12 protein-coding genes are annotated in these 14181 nt (G+C 57.9%); 3 read left to right on the forward strand and 9 right to left on the reverse strand.

The features are described from left to right. Nucleotides 1–67 precede the first annotated feature (67 nt). Genes CKO36_RS06545 through speE form a run of 3 tightly spaced genes read left to right on the forward strand, consistent with a single transcriptional unit; the run spans nucleotide 68 to nucleotide 2206 of the window. Nucleotides 68–907, forward strand: coding sequence for a response regulator (locus CKO36_RS06545; RefSeq protein WP_200282179.1), 840 nt, complete (start codon nucleotides 68–70; stop codon nucleotides 905–907). Nucleotides 908–967: 60 nt separating this feature from the next. Then, entirely contained in the window at nucleotides 968–1297 is a 330-nt protein-coding gene (locus tag CKO36_RS06550) for an ArsR/SmtB family transcription factor (protein WP_200282334.1), read from the forward strand. A 33-nt stretch (nucleotides 1298–1330) separates the two neighbouring features. Then, a complete protein-coding gene (gene speE / locus CKO36_RS06555) occupies nucleotides 1331–2206 on the forward strand; it encodes a polyamine aminopropyltransferase (protein ID WP_200282182.1) in 876 nt (291 codons plus the stop codon). Nucleotides 2207–2213: 7 nt separating this feature from the next. Here speE and coaE read toward each other — a convergent pair whose 3' ends face one another. The 9 genes from coaE to grpE form a co-directional block, all read right to left on the reverse strand. Continuing rightward, nucleotides 2214–2828 (reverse strand): dephospho-CoA kinase, encoded by a 615-nt coding sequence (gene coaE, locus CKO36_RS06560; protein ID WP_200282185.1) that lies wholly within the window; start codon nucleotides 2826–2828, stop codon nucleotides 2214–2216. After that, nucleotides 2829–3743 carry a prepilin peptidase gene (locus CKO36_RS06565; RefSeq protein ID WP_275957828.1) on the reverse strand — a complete coding sequence of 305 codons (915 nt, stop codon included), beginning with the start codon at nucleotides 3741–3743 and terminating at the stop codon, nucleotides 2829–2831. Between the two features lie 48 nt (nucleotides 3744–3791). Then, a complete protein-coding gene (locus CKO36_RS06570; protein WP_200282191.1) occupies nucleotides 3792–5033 on the reverse strand; it encodes a type II secretion system F family protein in 1242 nt (413 codons plus the stop codon). Between the two features lie 5 nt (nucleotides 5034–5038). After that, nucleotides 5039–6754, reverse strand: a complete 1716-nt coding sequence (pilB, locus tag CKO36_RS06575) for a type IV-A pilus assembly ATPase PilB (protein ID WP_200282194.1) — start codon at nucleotides 6752–6754, stop codon at nucleotides 5039–5041. Nucleotides 6755–6930: 176 nt separating this feature from the next. Next, the gene (locus CKO36_RS06580; RefSeq protein WP_200282197.1) at nucleotides 6931–7764 is read right to left on the reverse strand and encodes a LabA-like NYN domain-containing protein; all 834 of its coding nucleotides are present in this window, start codon (nucleotides 7762–7764) and stop codon (nucleotides 6931–6933) included. 148 nt (nucleotides 7765–7912) lie between these two features. Then, nucleotides 7913–9859: an acetate--CoA ligase gene (gene acs, locus CKO36_RS06585; protein ID WP_200282200.1), complete on the reverse strand. Its 1947-nt coding sequence runs from the start codon at nucleotides 9857–9859 to the stop codon at nucleotides 7913–7915. Between the two features lie 204 nt (nucleotides 9860–10063). Further along, nucleotides 10064–11206, reverse strand: a complete 1143-nt coding sequence (dnaJ, locus tag CKO36_RS06590; protein ID WP_200282203.1) for a molecular chaperone DnaJ — start codon at nucleotides 11204–11206, stop codon at nucleotides 10064–10066. Nucleotides 11207–11387: 181 nt separating this feature from the next. After that, on the reverse strand, nucleotides 11388–13310 hold the full coding sequence (gene dnaK, locus CKO36_RS06595; protein WP_200282218.1) for a molecular chaperone DnaK: 1923 nt from the start codon (nucleotides 13308–13310) through the stop codon (nucleotides 11388–11390). Between the two features lie 179 nt (nucleotides 13311–13489). Then, on the reverse strand, nucleotides 13490–14125 hold the full coding sequence (gene grpE / locus CKO36_RS06600) for a nucleotide exchange factor GrpE (RefSeq protein ID WP_200282222.1): 636 nt from the start codon (nucleotides 14123–14125) through the stop codon (nucleotides 13490–13492). Nucleotides 14126–14181: the final 56 nt, after the last annotated feature.

Genomic DNA, 14181 nt, shown 5'->3' on the forward strand with positions numbered 1-14181 from the left:
ATCAGTGATTAGCCCCCGATTGCAGCACCCGCATTGAGCACCGGCACCCGCATTGAGCACCGCCACTATGCCCGCATCACCCGGTTACAAGGTTCTGATTGTTGATGACCATCATCACAATCTCTATACACTGCGCACCCTGATTGAAAAACATCTGGATGCGGAGGTCCTGGAGGCGACCTGCGGGCGCGCAGCCATCGACATCACCCTGGATCAGCGCGACATTGACCTGATTATTCTCGATGTACAAATGCCGGAGATGGATGGCTTTCAGACCGCCTCACTGCTGAAGCTGCGCAAGCGCACCCGCGATATTCCGATTATCTTCCTCACCGCCGCGTTCAAGTCTGAGGAATTTCAGCAACGCGGCTTTGCCGTCGGTGCGGTGGATTATTTGCTCAAACCCATTGATGATCTGCTGCTGATTAACAAAATCAGCACCTATTTCCGCCTGATCGAAAAAGAGCGCAACCTCAACCGCATCCTGGAGCAAAAGGTCGCCGAGCGCACCGCCGAGTTGGAACGCGAAAAGCGCTACAGCGAGCGTATCATCACCTACATGGGCGAGGCGCTGCTGGTGCTGAATCCTAAAGGTGAGATCAAATTTGCCAATCCTGCGGCCTGCGAAATGCTTGACTACAGGGCGGATGATTTAATCGGCATGGCCATTGGCGATGTCTTCGAGGAGGAGGCCGACGAAGAAGCCGGCGCCTTCATGGGCACCTGGCTGGAAGCCCTGATCCGCACCGGGGCCCTGAACAAAATCGATGCTCGCTTTATCGCCCGCGATGGTTCACGCGTTCCCATCTTATTTTCACGCACGGCACTACTGGACCCCGACGGCCAAATCAGCGACATTATCTGTATCGCCAAGAACATGAGCGGGTATATTCGGCTACCGGATTAAACGATGGAGACGAGCACTGAGAATGAGAGCGGGCCCATGACTGAAGACATGAATGACTCTATGCCCGAGCCGGCACCACGCCACAGCGCAGAACACGCCACTTTGACCGCCAATGCGCTCAAGGCCATGGCACATCCCCTGCGATGGAAAATTCTCTGTTCACTCGGAGATCGCGAACTCTCGGTGGGCGAGATTGTCCAGCGCACCGGCACCTCGCAAAGCAACATCTCACAGCATCTGGAACAACTGCGCAACAAGAACATCGTGGTGGCGCGCAAGGATGCCAATCGGATTTTTTACCGTATTCGCAACGACCAGCTGTTGGATCTGATCGGAATCATGCGCGACGTACTTTGCCCGGCCAATCTCGATGACCGCTATCCACAGTAAAAGACTCAAACAGGCCCGCTTACCGAACACATCATGCTAAATCCAAACGAATGGTTCACTGAGATCGCCGAGGATGCCGGCAGCGCCTTTTCCTTGCGCATCAAGGGCAAGCTGCACGAAGAGCAGACGCCCTATCAAAGCATTGAGGTCTACGACACCGAGACCTTCGGTCATCTGATGGTGATCGACGGCTTTACCATGCTCAGCAGTCGCGACAATTTCCTTTATCACGATATGCTGTCCCACCCGGTGCTCTTTACCCATCCGGCACCGCGCCGGGTGGCCATCATCGGCGGCGGTGACTGCGGCACCCTACGCGAAGTGCTGAAACATCAGGAAGTCGAAACCGCCACTCAGATCGACATTGACGAGCGCGTCACCCGGGTCGCCGAACAATTCTTTCCGGAGCTGACGGCCAGCAATCAGGACCCGCGCGCCCAGCTGCTGTTCGAGGACGGCATCGCCTGGATTCGCCAGGCAGCCAACAACCATCTGGATGTGATCATTATCGACAGCACCGACCCGGTCGGCCCGGCCGAAGGCCTGTTCACCGCCGACTTCTACCGCGACTGCTTGAACGCCCTGGCTCCCGGTGGACTGCTGGTACAGCAAAGCGAATCGCCGCTCTATCACATGGACATCATCCGCAGCATGTACGCCGATCTTGCCAGTGCCGGCTTCGCCGACCGGCGCACGCTGTTTTTCCCCCAGAGCATTTATCCTTCTGGCTGGTGGAGCGCCACCATGGCCGCCAAGGACCGCTCTCTGGACGCTTGGCGTCGGGAAGACGCTGAAGCTGCCCGTTTCACCACCCGTTACTACAACGCGGCTGTGCATCAAGCGGCACTGGCCGCTCCGCAATTTTTTCTCGATGCCATGGCTGAGGCGACGCCAAGCCCTGCTGTATAGCTGAGATTCAAAGCGCGTCGGCGCCCTGACTGTACTGGCGATAGCGCTGATCCAGTTCCGCCACCCGTGCTGCGAGCTGCTCGGGCGCGCCTGAATTATCGATCACATCATCGGCTCCCTGGAGCCGGCGCGCGCGATCCACCTGACTGGCCAACACGGCACCAATGGCGTCATCGCTGAGCCCATCGCGCGCGCGTACGCGCGCGATCTGCTGAGACTCCGGCACATCCACCACCAGCACCCGATCAACCAGCGCCTGCTGACCAGTCTCAAACAGCAGCGGAATGACCAGCAGACTGTAGGGACCTTCAGCCTGATTGCTGCGCGCCAGCATTTCGGCGCGAATCAGCGGGTGCAAAATCGCTTCCAGCTGTCGACGGGCGGCACTATCACCAAACACCCGCGCACGCATCCAGGCACGATCCAGAGCACCCTCGACATTGCGCGCCGCAGCGCCAAAGGCGGCAACAATGGCCGGCATCGCCGCTCCATTGGCAGCTGTTAAGCGATGGGAAATCACATCGGCGTCAATGACAGGAGCCCCGAGCCGCGCGAACTGTTCGGCTACGGTTGACTTGCCACTGCCGATGCCGCCGGTCAGCGCCACACGCATGCCCGACATTTAACCGAGACCGCTCCAGCGCAGGTAGGCGTCGGTGATTGTCGCTCCCCACAGCAGACTGATCCAACCGGCAATGGCCAGAAAGGGGCCGAAGGGCATGGGAGTACGCTGTTGTTGGCGGCCCAGAGCAATAAGTGCGATTCCTACCAAAGCGCCGGGCAGCGCTGAAAGCAGAATGATCTGCGGCAGCGCCTGCCAGCCCATCCAAGCGCCAAACAGAGCCAGCAGCTTGAAATCCCCCCGTCCCATGCCCTCGCGCCCCGTGAGCAGACGAAAGACCTGAAACACCGACCACAAGCTGAGATAGCCGGCAAGCGCGCCAATGATCGCTGTCTCAGCCTCGACAAACACGCCGAAAAGACTGAGCAGCAGCCCCAGCCAGAGCACCGGCAGCGTAATCGAGTCGGGCAGCAATTGAGTGTCAAAATCAATCACAGCCAGCGCGATCATTGACCAGGTAAAGACTAGTGCGGCAGCAGCCTGCATGCTAAAACCAAACTGCCACACCACCATCAGACTCAGCACTGCAGTGAGGCTTTCAATCAGCGGGTAACGCAGAGCAATGGGTGCGTGACAGGCGGAGCAGCGCCCGCGCAGCAGCAGATAACTCAGCACGGGAATATTTTCCCAGGCGCGAATCGCATGCCCGCAAGCCGGACAATGCGAGGCTGGACGGGACAGACTTAAAGGTTGGTCGTCATCGGCACTTGGTGCGGGGGCCTGAGCCGCGCGTTGCGGCTGATCATCGGCCATCGAAGCGGCCGAAGCCTGCAGTTCCGCGCAATCGCGGCGCCACTCAAGTTCCATGATGCGCGGCAAACGCAGGATAACGACATTGAGAAAACTGCCGATTAGAAGGCCGAAGAGTCCGGTCACCGTGTAAAGCAGCCAGGGACTTTCGGCTAATAGGCGCATCAGTTCGCTCATGCAACCGCCATTGGATGACAGGTGACCACCACGGACTTAAACAACCGCCGCTAGCTTGAAGATTGGCAAATACATGGCAATAATCAGACTGCCTACCAAGCCACCGATGACTACCATGATCAGGGGTTCGAGCAGACTGCTCAGCGCATCCACGGCGTTATCGACTTCTTCCTCATAGAAGTCTGCCACCTTGCCCAGCATGGCATCCAACGAGCCGGATTCCTCACCGATGGCAGTCATTTGAATCACCATGTGTGGAAAAAGATTGCGCTGACGCATGGCCAATTGCAGGCTCTGTCCGGTGGCCACCTCTTCACGCATCTTGAGCACTGCATCGGAATACACGATGTTTCCTGTGGCGCCGGAGACGGAACTTAGCGCTTCGACCAACGGCACGCCAGCGGCAAACATGGTCGAGAGCGTGCGAGCAAAGCGCGCAATGGCGGCCTTATTGAGAATCGGGCCGATGATCGCTATTTTGAGTGAGGCGCGGTCAATTAATTCGCGAAATTTGCGCGATTTTTCATGCAGTTTACCCACGGCGAAGCCAAATAGTCCCACCCCCATGCCCACTGCCCACCACCATTGGCGCATGAAATCAGAAATTCCAATCACCAACAGGGTGAAAGCCGGCAGATCGGCACCAAAACTCGTAAACAAATCCTTAAAGGCGGGGATCACGAACAGCATAATGACTGTTGTCACTACCACAGCGACAATGATAACGGAGGCAGGATAAAAGAGTGCCTTTTTGATCTTACCCTTGATAGATTCGGTCTTCTCTTTATAGGTGGCAATTTTATCGAGCAGATCATCGAGCACACCGGCCTGCTCGCCAGCAGCAACCAGGTTGCACACCAGATCGTCGAAATACTTCGGATGTTTGGCCAAGGCGGAGGCCATGGTGGTACCACTTTCAATATCGCCCTTAATGGTCAGGATCAGCTCCTGCATTGAGGCATTTTCGTGGCCACGACCAACGATTTCAAAAGACTGTACCAATGGCACACCAGCGGCCATCATGGTCGCGAGTTGGCGGCTGAAAACCGAGATATCCGCGGCCGTAATTTTCTTCTTGCCACTTCCTAGCAGGGGTTCAGCCTTTTTGCGCACCTTGGTGGGATTCACCCCTTGGCGGCGCAAATCGGCGCGGATCAGCGCCATATTGGCACCGCGCGTCTCCCCCTTAATCTTGGTGCCCCGCTTGTCGACCCCTTCCCAGGCAAAATTGTAGCTTTTTTCTACTTTTGGCGATTTTTTTACGGCGGCAACGGCCATGGTGATTAATCCTTGGTAACCCGGTTGAGTTCTTCAAGGCTGGTCACGCCGGCCTTGACTTTGCGCAGACCCGAGAGGCGCAAATCCGCATAGCCTTCCTGATGCGCCTGTTTGGCGAGTTGAATGGAGTTGCCACCTTCCATGATCAGCCGACCCATTTCCTCGGAGACCTTGATGATTTGGAAAATTCCCACCCGCCCCTTGTAACCATTGTTGCATTGATCACAACCAACCGGACGATAAATTGTGATCCCTTCATCTACTTCTTCCTGAGTGAAGCCTTCCTCAAGCAGGGCCTCGGCCGGAATCTGCTCGGCTTGGCGACACACCGGACAGAGCTTGCGCGCGAGTCGCTGCGCCAGAATCAACAGCACCGAAGAAGCGATGTTAAACGGCGGCACCCCCATGTTAGCCAGACGGGTCAACGACTGGGGGGCGTCATTGGTATGCAGGGTGGAGAGCACCAAATGGCCGGTTTGGGCCGCCTTAACCGCAATTTCGGCGGTTTCCAGGTCGCGAATCTCGCCCACCATGACGATATCCGGATCCTGGCGCAGGAAGGCACGCAACGCTTCGGCAAAGGTCAGGCCGCCCTTGGGGTTGAGATTGACCTGATTAATGCCGGCGACCTGAATCTCAACCGGATCCTCGACTGTAGAGATATTGATGTCCGGCTGGTTGAGGATATTGAGTGCTGTATACAGGGTGACTGTTTTCCCTGAACCCGTTGGGCCGGTGACCAGGATCATGCCATACGGCTTGGAGATGCCATCGAGAAAGTCTTTGCGTTGTTTTTCATCCATACCAAGACTTTCGATGCCAACCGTGGCTGCGGAGGAATCCAGAATCCGCAGCACCACCTTCTCGCCATAGAGCGTCGGCAGGGTATTGACACGAAAATCAATATCGCGCGACCGTGACAACTTGAGCTTAATGCGTCCATCCTGGGGAACACGCCGCTCGGCAATATTCATCCGCGACATGACCTTGAGCCGCGACACCAGCCGCCCGGCGATGTTCAGCGGCGGATTGGCCACTTCGCGCAACATGCCATCCTGGCGGAAGCGCACCCGAAAACTCTTCTCGTAGGGTTCAAAATGGATATCTGAGGTGCCACTCGAAATCGCGTCAATCAGAACCTTGTTCACATAGCGCACAATAGGCGCATCATCAACATTGGCATCGCTTTCATCGTGACTTTCGCTATCCGGGTTCTGGACATCAATGTTTTCCAGATCAGCATCCGTCACATCAACCCCACCCGTGGAGGAGGTTCCCTCCAGGGCCTTAATGAGCGCGGTGGCGAGTTTGTCTTCTTCCACCAACACTGAGTCGGTGGCCAGCCCGGTATTGAAGCGGATCTCATCCAATGCCTGATCATTAGTGGGATCAGAGATGGCCAGAAACAATCGGCTGCCACGGCGAAACAGGGGCAGGGCCCGATGCTTGGTAATCAGCCGTTCGTCGACCAGGGACAGCGGCAGCGAGGCAAGATCCATCGCGTTCAGATCAAGCAGCGGAACACCAAACTCTTGCGATGCGACCAGCGCGATGCTGCGGCTGTCCAGCAGCTTTTGCTTGACCAAACACTGCACGAAGGGCTCACGGCGGCGCTGCGCCTCTTCCTGCACCTTGCGCGCCGATTCCTCCGTCAGCAGTTCATCGCGAATCAGTCGGCGCGCAAGACCTGAGAGATTAATTTCCGACGATTTAGGCGGCATCGGGTGCTCTTACTGTTTAAGTGCTCCAGGCGCGAATCGGCTGGCCAGCGCCGATCACTGCATCCTGCTCCCTATTAGTCTAACCGATCATGAGAAATTCGCCATACTGAGGATCCAAACGCAAACCTGCCTCGGCCGCACCCCAAAATGAGACCACAGTCAAGAACAAAGCAGGCCTAACGGTTGACGCCAAAGGCCAGACGCACGTTATTGGCCACCAGTCCGTTGTCCTTCTGGTCGCTTTCATTCAGATAAAACTCAAAAATCGTCTCACGGTTCAGCAGCATTTCCTCCCCCACATCCTCAGCCACCTCGTTGGCATGGCAGAAAACACTGGTATAAGGCGAGTCCGGTTCGCGCGGGTCAGTCACCCATAAATTGGGGGAAATGTGATCCATGAAGCGCAAAAAGCCATAACCTTTGTCTGGGAACCATTTGGTGCAGACCCCGCGCACGCAGGAGCCGGGCTTGCCCCAATCATTGCGGGGCTCATAGTTGACTGGCAACAGATCCGGGATCAGATAGCCGGACCAAAAGGCATCGACCTGCCGCTGCAATTGGCGTGACACGTTTTTAAAGCCAATCAGTTCCACCCGACAACCGGCGTTCTGCAAGGCCGAGACTACTTGCAGAAAATCCCCGTCACCCGTGACCAGAATCACCTGCTCCAGCTTGCCAGCCTGCAACATGGCATCCACAGCCATATCCAGATCGGCATTGGCCTTGGTGGACACAATGCCATTCTCATCAGTATAGCGGCGCACATGCTTAACGGTGATTTTCCAGCCGTAATCCCGCACCATTTGCTGATAAGCACGCGATTTCTTGGCATAGTCATAATCTTCGCGCGCGCGTTCACTGTCGAAGGCCAGATAGGTATTCAGGCGCTGCAAGGGACCATTGCCACGCCCGGCAAAACGGCGCAATACGTCATAGCGCATCTGATAACCGCCGTTGTAACGTACATTTTCAGCGTCCACAAATACGCCGACACGTTGAGAAGAATACAAAGATAGCGTCCTCTAAGCAAAAACAGAAACGCCGCCCTGGGGGCGGCGTGTTGATTCAAGTTCGATTTTAATCCGTTATCGTCATACGAAACGACCTGGCAACGACTGAACAGCCACTGCCAAGTCGCTGAGGAGACCAAACGACCATTTAATTATTAGCGCGATGATCGATCAAATCATCCACCACAGTCGGATCGGCCAGGGTCGAGGTATCACCCAGCGCGGCGATCTCATTGGCAGCAATTTTGCGCAAAATGCGCCGCATGATTTTACCCGAACGGGTCTTGGGCAAACCCGGTGCCCATTGAATAATATCCACTGTAGCAATGGGGCCAATTTCAGTCCGCACCAGCTTGATCAATTCCTGTTTGAGTTCGTCACTGGGTTGCACACCACTCATGGGCGTCACATAGGCATAGATGCCTTGGCCTTTGATGTCATGCGGATAACCGACCACCGCTGCTTCAGCTACGGCGTCATGCAACACCAGCGCGGATTCAATCTCGGCGGTGCCCAAACGATGGCCTGACACATTGAGCACATCATCAATGCGGCCCGTAATCCAGTAATAGCCATCGGCATCGCGCCGTGCGCCATCACCAGAGAAGTAATAGCCGGGATACTGTTTGAAATAGGTGTCAATGAACCGCTGATGATCGCCATAGACGCTGCGCATCTGCCCTGGCCAGGGTCGGGTAATGACCAGAGCCCCCTCACCGGCGCCTTCAATCATGGTGCCCTCAGCGGCATCGACCAGCGCTGGCACCACGCCAAAGAAGGGCCGCGTGGCGGAACCGGGTTTCAGCGGCGTCGCACCCGGCAACGGGGTGATCAGATGCCCGCCGGTTTCGGTCTGCCACCAGGTATCCACCACCGGGCAGCGGCTGTCGCCTACCACCTGGTAGTACCACTCCCAGGCCTCGGGATTGATCGGCTCGCCCACAGTGCCAAGAATGCGCAGTGAGGTGCGTGAGGTAGATTTGACCGGATCGGTCCCGGCGCGCATCAAGGCACGAATGGCGGTGGGGGCGGTGTAGAAAATATTGACCTGATGCTTGTCCACCACCTGCCAGAAGCGCGAGTTGTCGGGGTAATTCGGCACCCCTTCGAACATCAGCGTCTTAGCACCATTGGCGAGCGGTCCATAGACGATGTAGGTATGCCCGGTGACCCAGCCGACATCGGCGGTGCACCAGTACATCTCACCCTCCTGGTAGTCGAAGGCGTAGAGATGGGTCATGGCGGCAAACACCAGATAGCCGCCAGTGGTGTGCAGCACACCCTTGGGCTTGCCGGTGGAGCCGGAGGTGTAGAGGATAAACAGTGGATCCTCGGCCTCCATGGGCTCAGCTGCACAGTCCACCGAAGCCTCGGCCATCGCCTGGTGATACCAGAGATCGCGCCCCTCGCTCCAGGCGACATCGCCGCCAGTACGCTGTACCACCAGACAGGTGCTGACATCTGGACATTCCTCCAGCGCCTTGTCCGCGTTCTTCTTCAACGGCACCTGACGCCCACCACGCAGACTCTCATCCGCCGTGATCAGCACCCGGCAATCGGAGTCGAGAATCCGATCACGCAGCGAATCGGGCGAGAAACCACCGAAGACCACCGAATGCACAGCGCCGATGCGCGCGCAGGCCAGCATCGCCACCGCCGCTTCCGGCACCATGGGCATATAGATGCAGACCCGGTCACCCTTCTTCACCCCCCGGGATTTCAGCACATTGCCAAGCTTGCACACCTCCGCATGCAGCTCGCGATAGGTCAGGGCGCGATCAACGCCGGGATCATCCCCTTCCCAAACAATGGCGACTTGATCGCCCCGGGTATCCAGATGACGATCCAGGCAGTTATAGGCCACATTCAAGGTGCCGCCATCAAACCAGCGGATAAACACCTCGTCCGGGCCATAGCTATAATCCATCACCTTGTCCCATTTTTTGAACCAGGTAACGAAGCGATCCGCCTGCTCGGCCCAGAAGCCTTGCGGATCATCGACCGAACGCTGATAGAGGCTCTGGTATTGGTCATGCCCGATATGGGTGCGTGCGGCAATCTCCGCCGGGACCTCGTAGATTTTTGACTCCGACATTCTAGTAATCTCTCCTCAAGGGGGCGGTGCGAAGCCGCGATAGCGACTGGATTACGACCGCGAACTATCTCGAATCGCCGCCCCGCCGGCCCGAAAAAACCCAGGCAAACGTCAGGGGGCATGCCGCCATACTAAACCTTTCCGTCGGCCGTCGGCCAGCAACTGCGAGACAGCAGCGGATCATCGCTGATCGCTCAGCAGCGGCTAGAGCCCCATTTTTTCGAAAAAGCTCTTGGCCCGATCCAGCCATGAGGTGGAATGCGGACTGTGGCGATCACCACCTGCGGTGAAACTGGCTTCCAGTTCCTGCAGCAACTCCTTCTGCCGATCGGTCAGATTGATCGGGGTTTCCACCATCACCCGGCAGATCAGATCCCCGACCGGACCACCCCGGACCGGCTTGATACCCTTGCCACGCATGCGAAACATCTTGCCACTCTGGGTGCCCTGCGGCACCTTGAGCATGACCTTGCCGTTCAGCGTGGGCACTTGGAACTCACCACCCAAGGCAGCGGTAGTAAAGCTGATCGGCACTTCGCAGAACAGATTATTGTCATCGCGCTTGAAGATAGGGTGCTCCTGCACCTGCACCTGCACATAGAGATCCCCGGGAGTCCCTCCCTGCTCGCCGACTTCACCCTCACCAGCGAGACGGATGCGGTCTCCGGTATCAACCCCGGCCGGCACCTTAACCGACAGGGTTTTCTCTTCGCGCAGCCGCCCGCTCCCGCGACACTGACTGCACGCTTCTTCGATAATGTGCCCGGTACCACGACATTGGGGACAGGCCTGCTGGATGGAGAAAAAGCCCTGCTGCATGCGCACCTGCCCCAGCCCCTGACAGGTCGGGCAGGTCTTGGGCTGGGTGCCGGGCTTGGCACCACTGCCGCCACAGTGGTGACACTCCACCGAGGTGGGAATGCGGATCTTGACATCCTTGCCCGCAACGGCCTCCTCCAGTGTGAGGCTCAGGTCATAGCGCAAGTCGGTGCCACGATGCGCACGTCGCCCACCGCCGCGACCGCCACCGAAGATGTCGCCGAACACCTCACCGAAAATATCCGAGAAGTTGCCCGCACCGAAGTCACCCGGCCCCGCGCCGCCAAAACCACCCTGAGCACCGCTGACGCCGGCATGTCCGAACTGATCGTAAGCTGAACGCTTGCGCGGATCCGTTAATACATCATGGGCCTCTTTGGCTTCCTTGAACTTGGCAAGCGCCTCGGTATCATCCGGATTGCGATCCGGGTGATACTTCATCGCCAGGCGTCGGAACGCCTTTTTGATGTCCTGCTCGCTCGCATTGCGGCTCAGGCTTAAAATCTCGTAGTAGTCGCGTTTGGCCATGGTGAAAGTTCAGTGACTACGGTAAATGAATGGCATGCGCGGCGCCGGTTGACAGCGTCGCACAAGTGAAAAAGGCGGGCTGGTCTGGACCTGTGCCCGCCTCCGCAAAGGCGTTGCCGCCACGGCATCGCGCCTGCAATCCGCAACGCCCCCTCGCGGGGAAAATACCCGCGCGGATCGGTTACTTTTTGTCGTCCTTGACCTCTTCAAACTCGGCATCGACCACATCATCGGCGGTCGCCTCGCCACCGGCGGCGTCTCCACCCGCCTCAGCCCCACCCGGCTGATTGGCATACAGCCGCTCAGCCAGCTTGGCCGAGGCCTCGCCGAGCGCCTTGGTCAGCGACTCGATGCGATCCTTGTCCTCGCTCTTCATGGCCTCTTCGAGATCCTTGATGGCCGCGTCAATGCGCTCCTTCTCACCGGATTCGAGCTTATCCTCGCCAATCTGCTCCATGGACTTACGGGTCGCATGAATCATGCTGTCCGCCTGATTACGCACGCCGACCAGTTCCTGGAAGCGACGGTCATCCTCGGCATGCGCCTCAGCATCCTTGACCATACGATCAATTTCATCATCCGACAGACCGGAGGAGGCCTTAATAACGATCGACTGTTCCTTGCCGGTGGCCTTGTCCTTGGCGGAAACATTCAAAATGCCGTTGGCATCAATGTCGAACTTGACCTCGATCTGCGGTACACCACGCGGTGCCGGCGGAATGTCAGATAGATCGAAACGGCCCAGCGACTTGTTATCGGCTGCGCGCTGACGCTCGCCCTGCAGCACATGCACGGTAACCGCCGTCTGGTTGTCATCAGCGGTGGAGAACACCTGCTCAGCCGAAGTCGGGATGGTGGTGTTCTTCTCGATCAGCTTGGTCATGACGCCACCGAGGGTCTCGATACCCAGCGACAGCGGGGTAACATCAAGCAGCAGCACGTCTTTGACATCACCGCCCAGCACGCCACCCTGAATGGCTGCGCCGATGGCCACCGCCTCGTCCGGGTTCACATCCTTGCGCGGCGCCTTGCCGAAGAACTCCTGCACCTTGCTCTGCACCTTAGGCATGCGGGTCTGACCGCCGACCAGGATGACTTCATCAATATCGCTGGCGGTTACGCCAGCGTCCTTGAGCGCGGTACGGCAAGGACCGATGGTGCGATCGACCAGATCCTCAACCAGCGACTCCAGCTTGGCGCGGGTCAGCTTGACGTTCAGATGCTTGGGGCCGTTCTGATCGGCAGTGATATAGGGCAAATTGATGTCGGTCTGCTGACTGGAGCTGAGTTCAATCTTGGCTTTCTCGGCTGCTTCCTTCAGGCGTTGCAGCGCCAGCGGATCATTGTGCAGATCCACACCCTGCTCTTTCTTGAACTCGCTGGCCAGGAAGTCAATGATGCGCAGGTCGAAATCCTCACCGCCGAGGAAGGTATCGCCATTGGTCGAGAGCACCTCGAACTGATGCTCGCCCTCGATCTCGGCGATCTCGATGATGGACACGTCGAAGGTACCACCACCCAGGTCATAAACGACGACTTTTTGGTCGCCGCGCTGCTTGTCCATGCCATAGGCCAGGGCGGCAGCGGTGGGCTCGTTGATGATGCGCTTGACATCCAGCCCGGCGATGCGACCGGCGTCCTTGGTGGCCTGACGCTGCGAGTCGTTAAAGTAAGCCGGGACCGTGATCACCGCCTCTGAGACTGACTCGCCAAGGTAATCCTCAGCGGTGCTTTTCATCTTCTGCAGCACCTTGGCCGAGACTTCCGGCGGAGCCATCTTCTTGCCGTTGACCTCAACCCAGGCATCGCCATTGTCGGCCTTTACGATCTGATAGGGCACCATATTCTTGTCCTTGGACACGATATGATCCTCGAAGCGTCGTCCGATCAGACGCTTAATCGCAAAGAGGGTATTTTTGGGGTTGGTAACCGCTTGGCGCTTGGCCGACTGCCCAACCAGCACCTCCGCGTCGCTTGAAAAGGCGACGATACTCGGTGTGGTGCGATCGCCCTCGGCGTTCTCGATCACCTTCGCCTTGTCGCCTTCCATGACGGCGACACAGGAATTCGTGGTGCCGAGATCGATACCGATGATCTTTCCCATGGTGACTTCTCCGATTTCTAACTTTTCTAAAAAGACTTCAATACATTGTCGATGCGAAGCGGATCTGGGGCTCTCCAGCCTCCAGAGTCAGCTGCGCGCGATGTTCTGGCAGGTGGGGCAAAACCTTGCAAAATTCAAGCCTTAGCTGTGCCCCGCGCGGCTGGCGCAGGCGCTCAAGGCTAGCCCTGCTCAACGGCCTGCGACACCATCACCAGCGCCGGGCGCACCAAGCGACCGTTCAGGGTGTAGCCACGCTGTATCACGGTGACCACGGTGTTGGGCTCAACATCGGTGCGCGGCTGCATGGACATGGCCTGATGAAATTCCGGATTGAACGCCTGATGCAGGGGATCCACGGTCTCGACCCCAAACTTGCCCATCACATCGCTGAGCAGTTTGAGTGTCAGGTCCGTGCCCTCACGCAGCTTCACCAGATCCGCATCCGGCTCGCTGGCGGCGGTCTGGCCGAGTTCCAGGCTGTCGCGCACCTGTAACAGCTCACGCACGAAATTCTCCAAGGCAAACTTGTGCGCGTTCTCAAGTTCCCGCGCCTTGCGGCGGCTGATGTTCTCCACCTCAGCGCGCGCGCGCAGCAGTTGCTCACGCGCCGCCTCGCTGCGGGCGCGCTCTTCCTCAATCATCGCGATCAAGTCAGCCGGATCCTCCGGCCACAGCGATGCTTCAGGGGCCTCACCGCCGGTTTCCACAGTTTCAGCGGCCGACTCAGGCGCCACAGCCGCCGCCTCACCCGCCTGAGCCTCGAATTCCTCGGGGCGCTCCTGCGACTGTTCCTGTCCCGATTGATCCTTCGTCATATCCTGAACCTCCACGGCTGTGCACGCATCGCCGCGCCCCTGTGCCAGAAGCCGCC

It is taken from the genome of Rhabdochromatium marinum, from assembly GCF_016583795.1.
Classification (GTDB): Bacteria; Pseudomonadota; Gammaproteobacteria; order Chromatiales; family Chromatiaceae; genus Rhabdochromatium; species Rhabdochromatium marinum.

Coding starts and splice junctions, on each gene's coding strand:
- CKO36_RS06545 (WP_200282179.1), top strand. CDS start 68: ATGCCCGCATCACCCGGTTACAAGGTTCTGATTGTTGATGACCATCAT.
- CKO36_RS06550 (WP_200282334.1), top strand. CDS start 968: ATGCCCGAGCCGGCACCACGCCACAGCGCAGAACACGCCACTTTGACC.
- speE (WP_200282182.1), top strand. CDS start 1,331: ATGCTAAATCCAAACGAATGGTTCACTGAGATCGCCGAGGATGCCGGC.
- coaE (WP_200282185.1), bottom strand. CDS start 2,828: ATGTCGGGCATGCGTGTGGCGCTGACCGGCGGCATCGGCAGTGGCAAG.
- CKO36_RS06565 (WP_275957828.1), bottom strand. CDS start 3,743: ATGCGCCTATTAGCCGAAAGTCCCTGGCTGCTTTACACGGTGACCGGA.
- CKO36_RS06570 (WP_200282191.1), bottom strand. CDS start 5,033: ATGGCCGTTGCCGCCGTAAAAAAATCGCCAAAAGTAGAAAAAAGCTAC.
- pilB (WP_200282194.1), bottom strand. CDS start 6,754: ATGCCGCCTAAATCGTCGGAAATTAATCTCTCAGGTCTTGCGCGCCGA.
- acs (WP_200282200.1), bottom strand. CDS start 9,859: ATGTCGGAGTCAAAAATCTACGAGGTCCCGGCGGAGATTGCCGCACGC.
- dnaJ (WP_200282203.1), bottom strand. CDS start 11,206: ATGGCCAAACGCGACTACTACGAGATTTTAAGCCTGAGCCGCAATGCG.
- dnaK (WP_200282218.1), bottom strand. CDS start 13,310: ATGGGAAAGATCATCGGTATCGATCTCGGCACCACGAATTCCTGTGTC.
- grpE (WP_200282222.1), bottom strand. CDS start 14,125: ATGACGAAGGATCAATCGGGACAGGAACAGTCGCAGGAGCGCCCCGAG.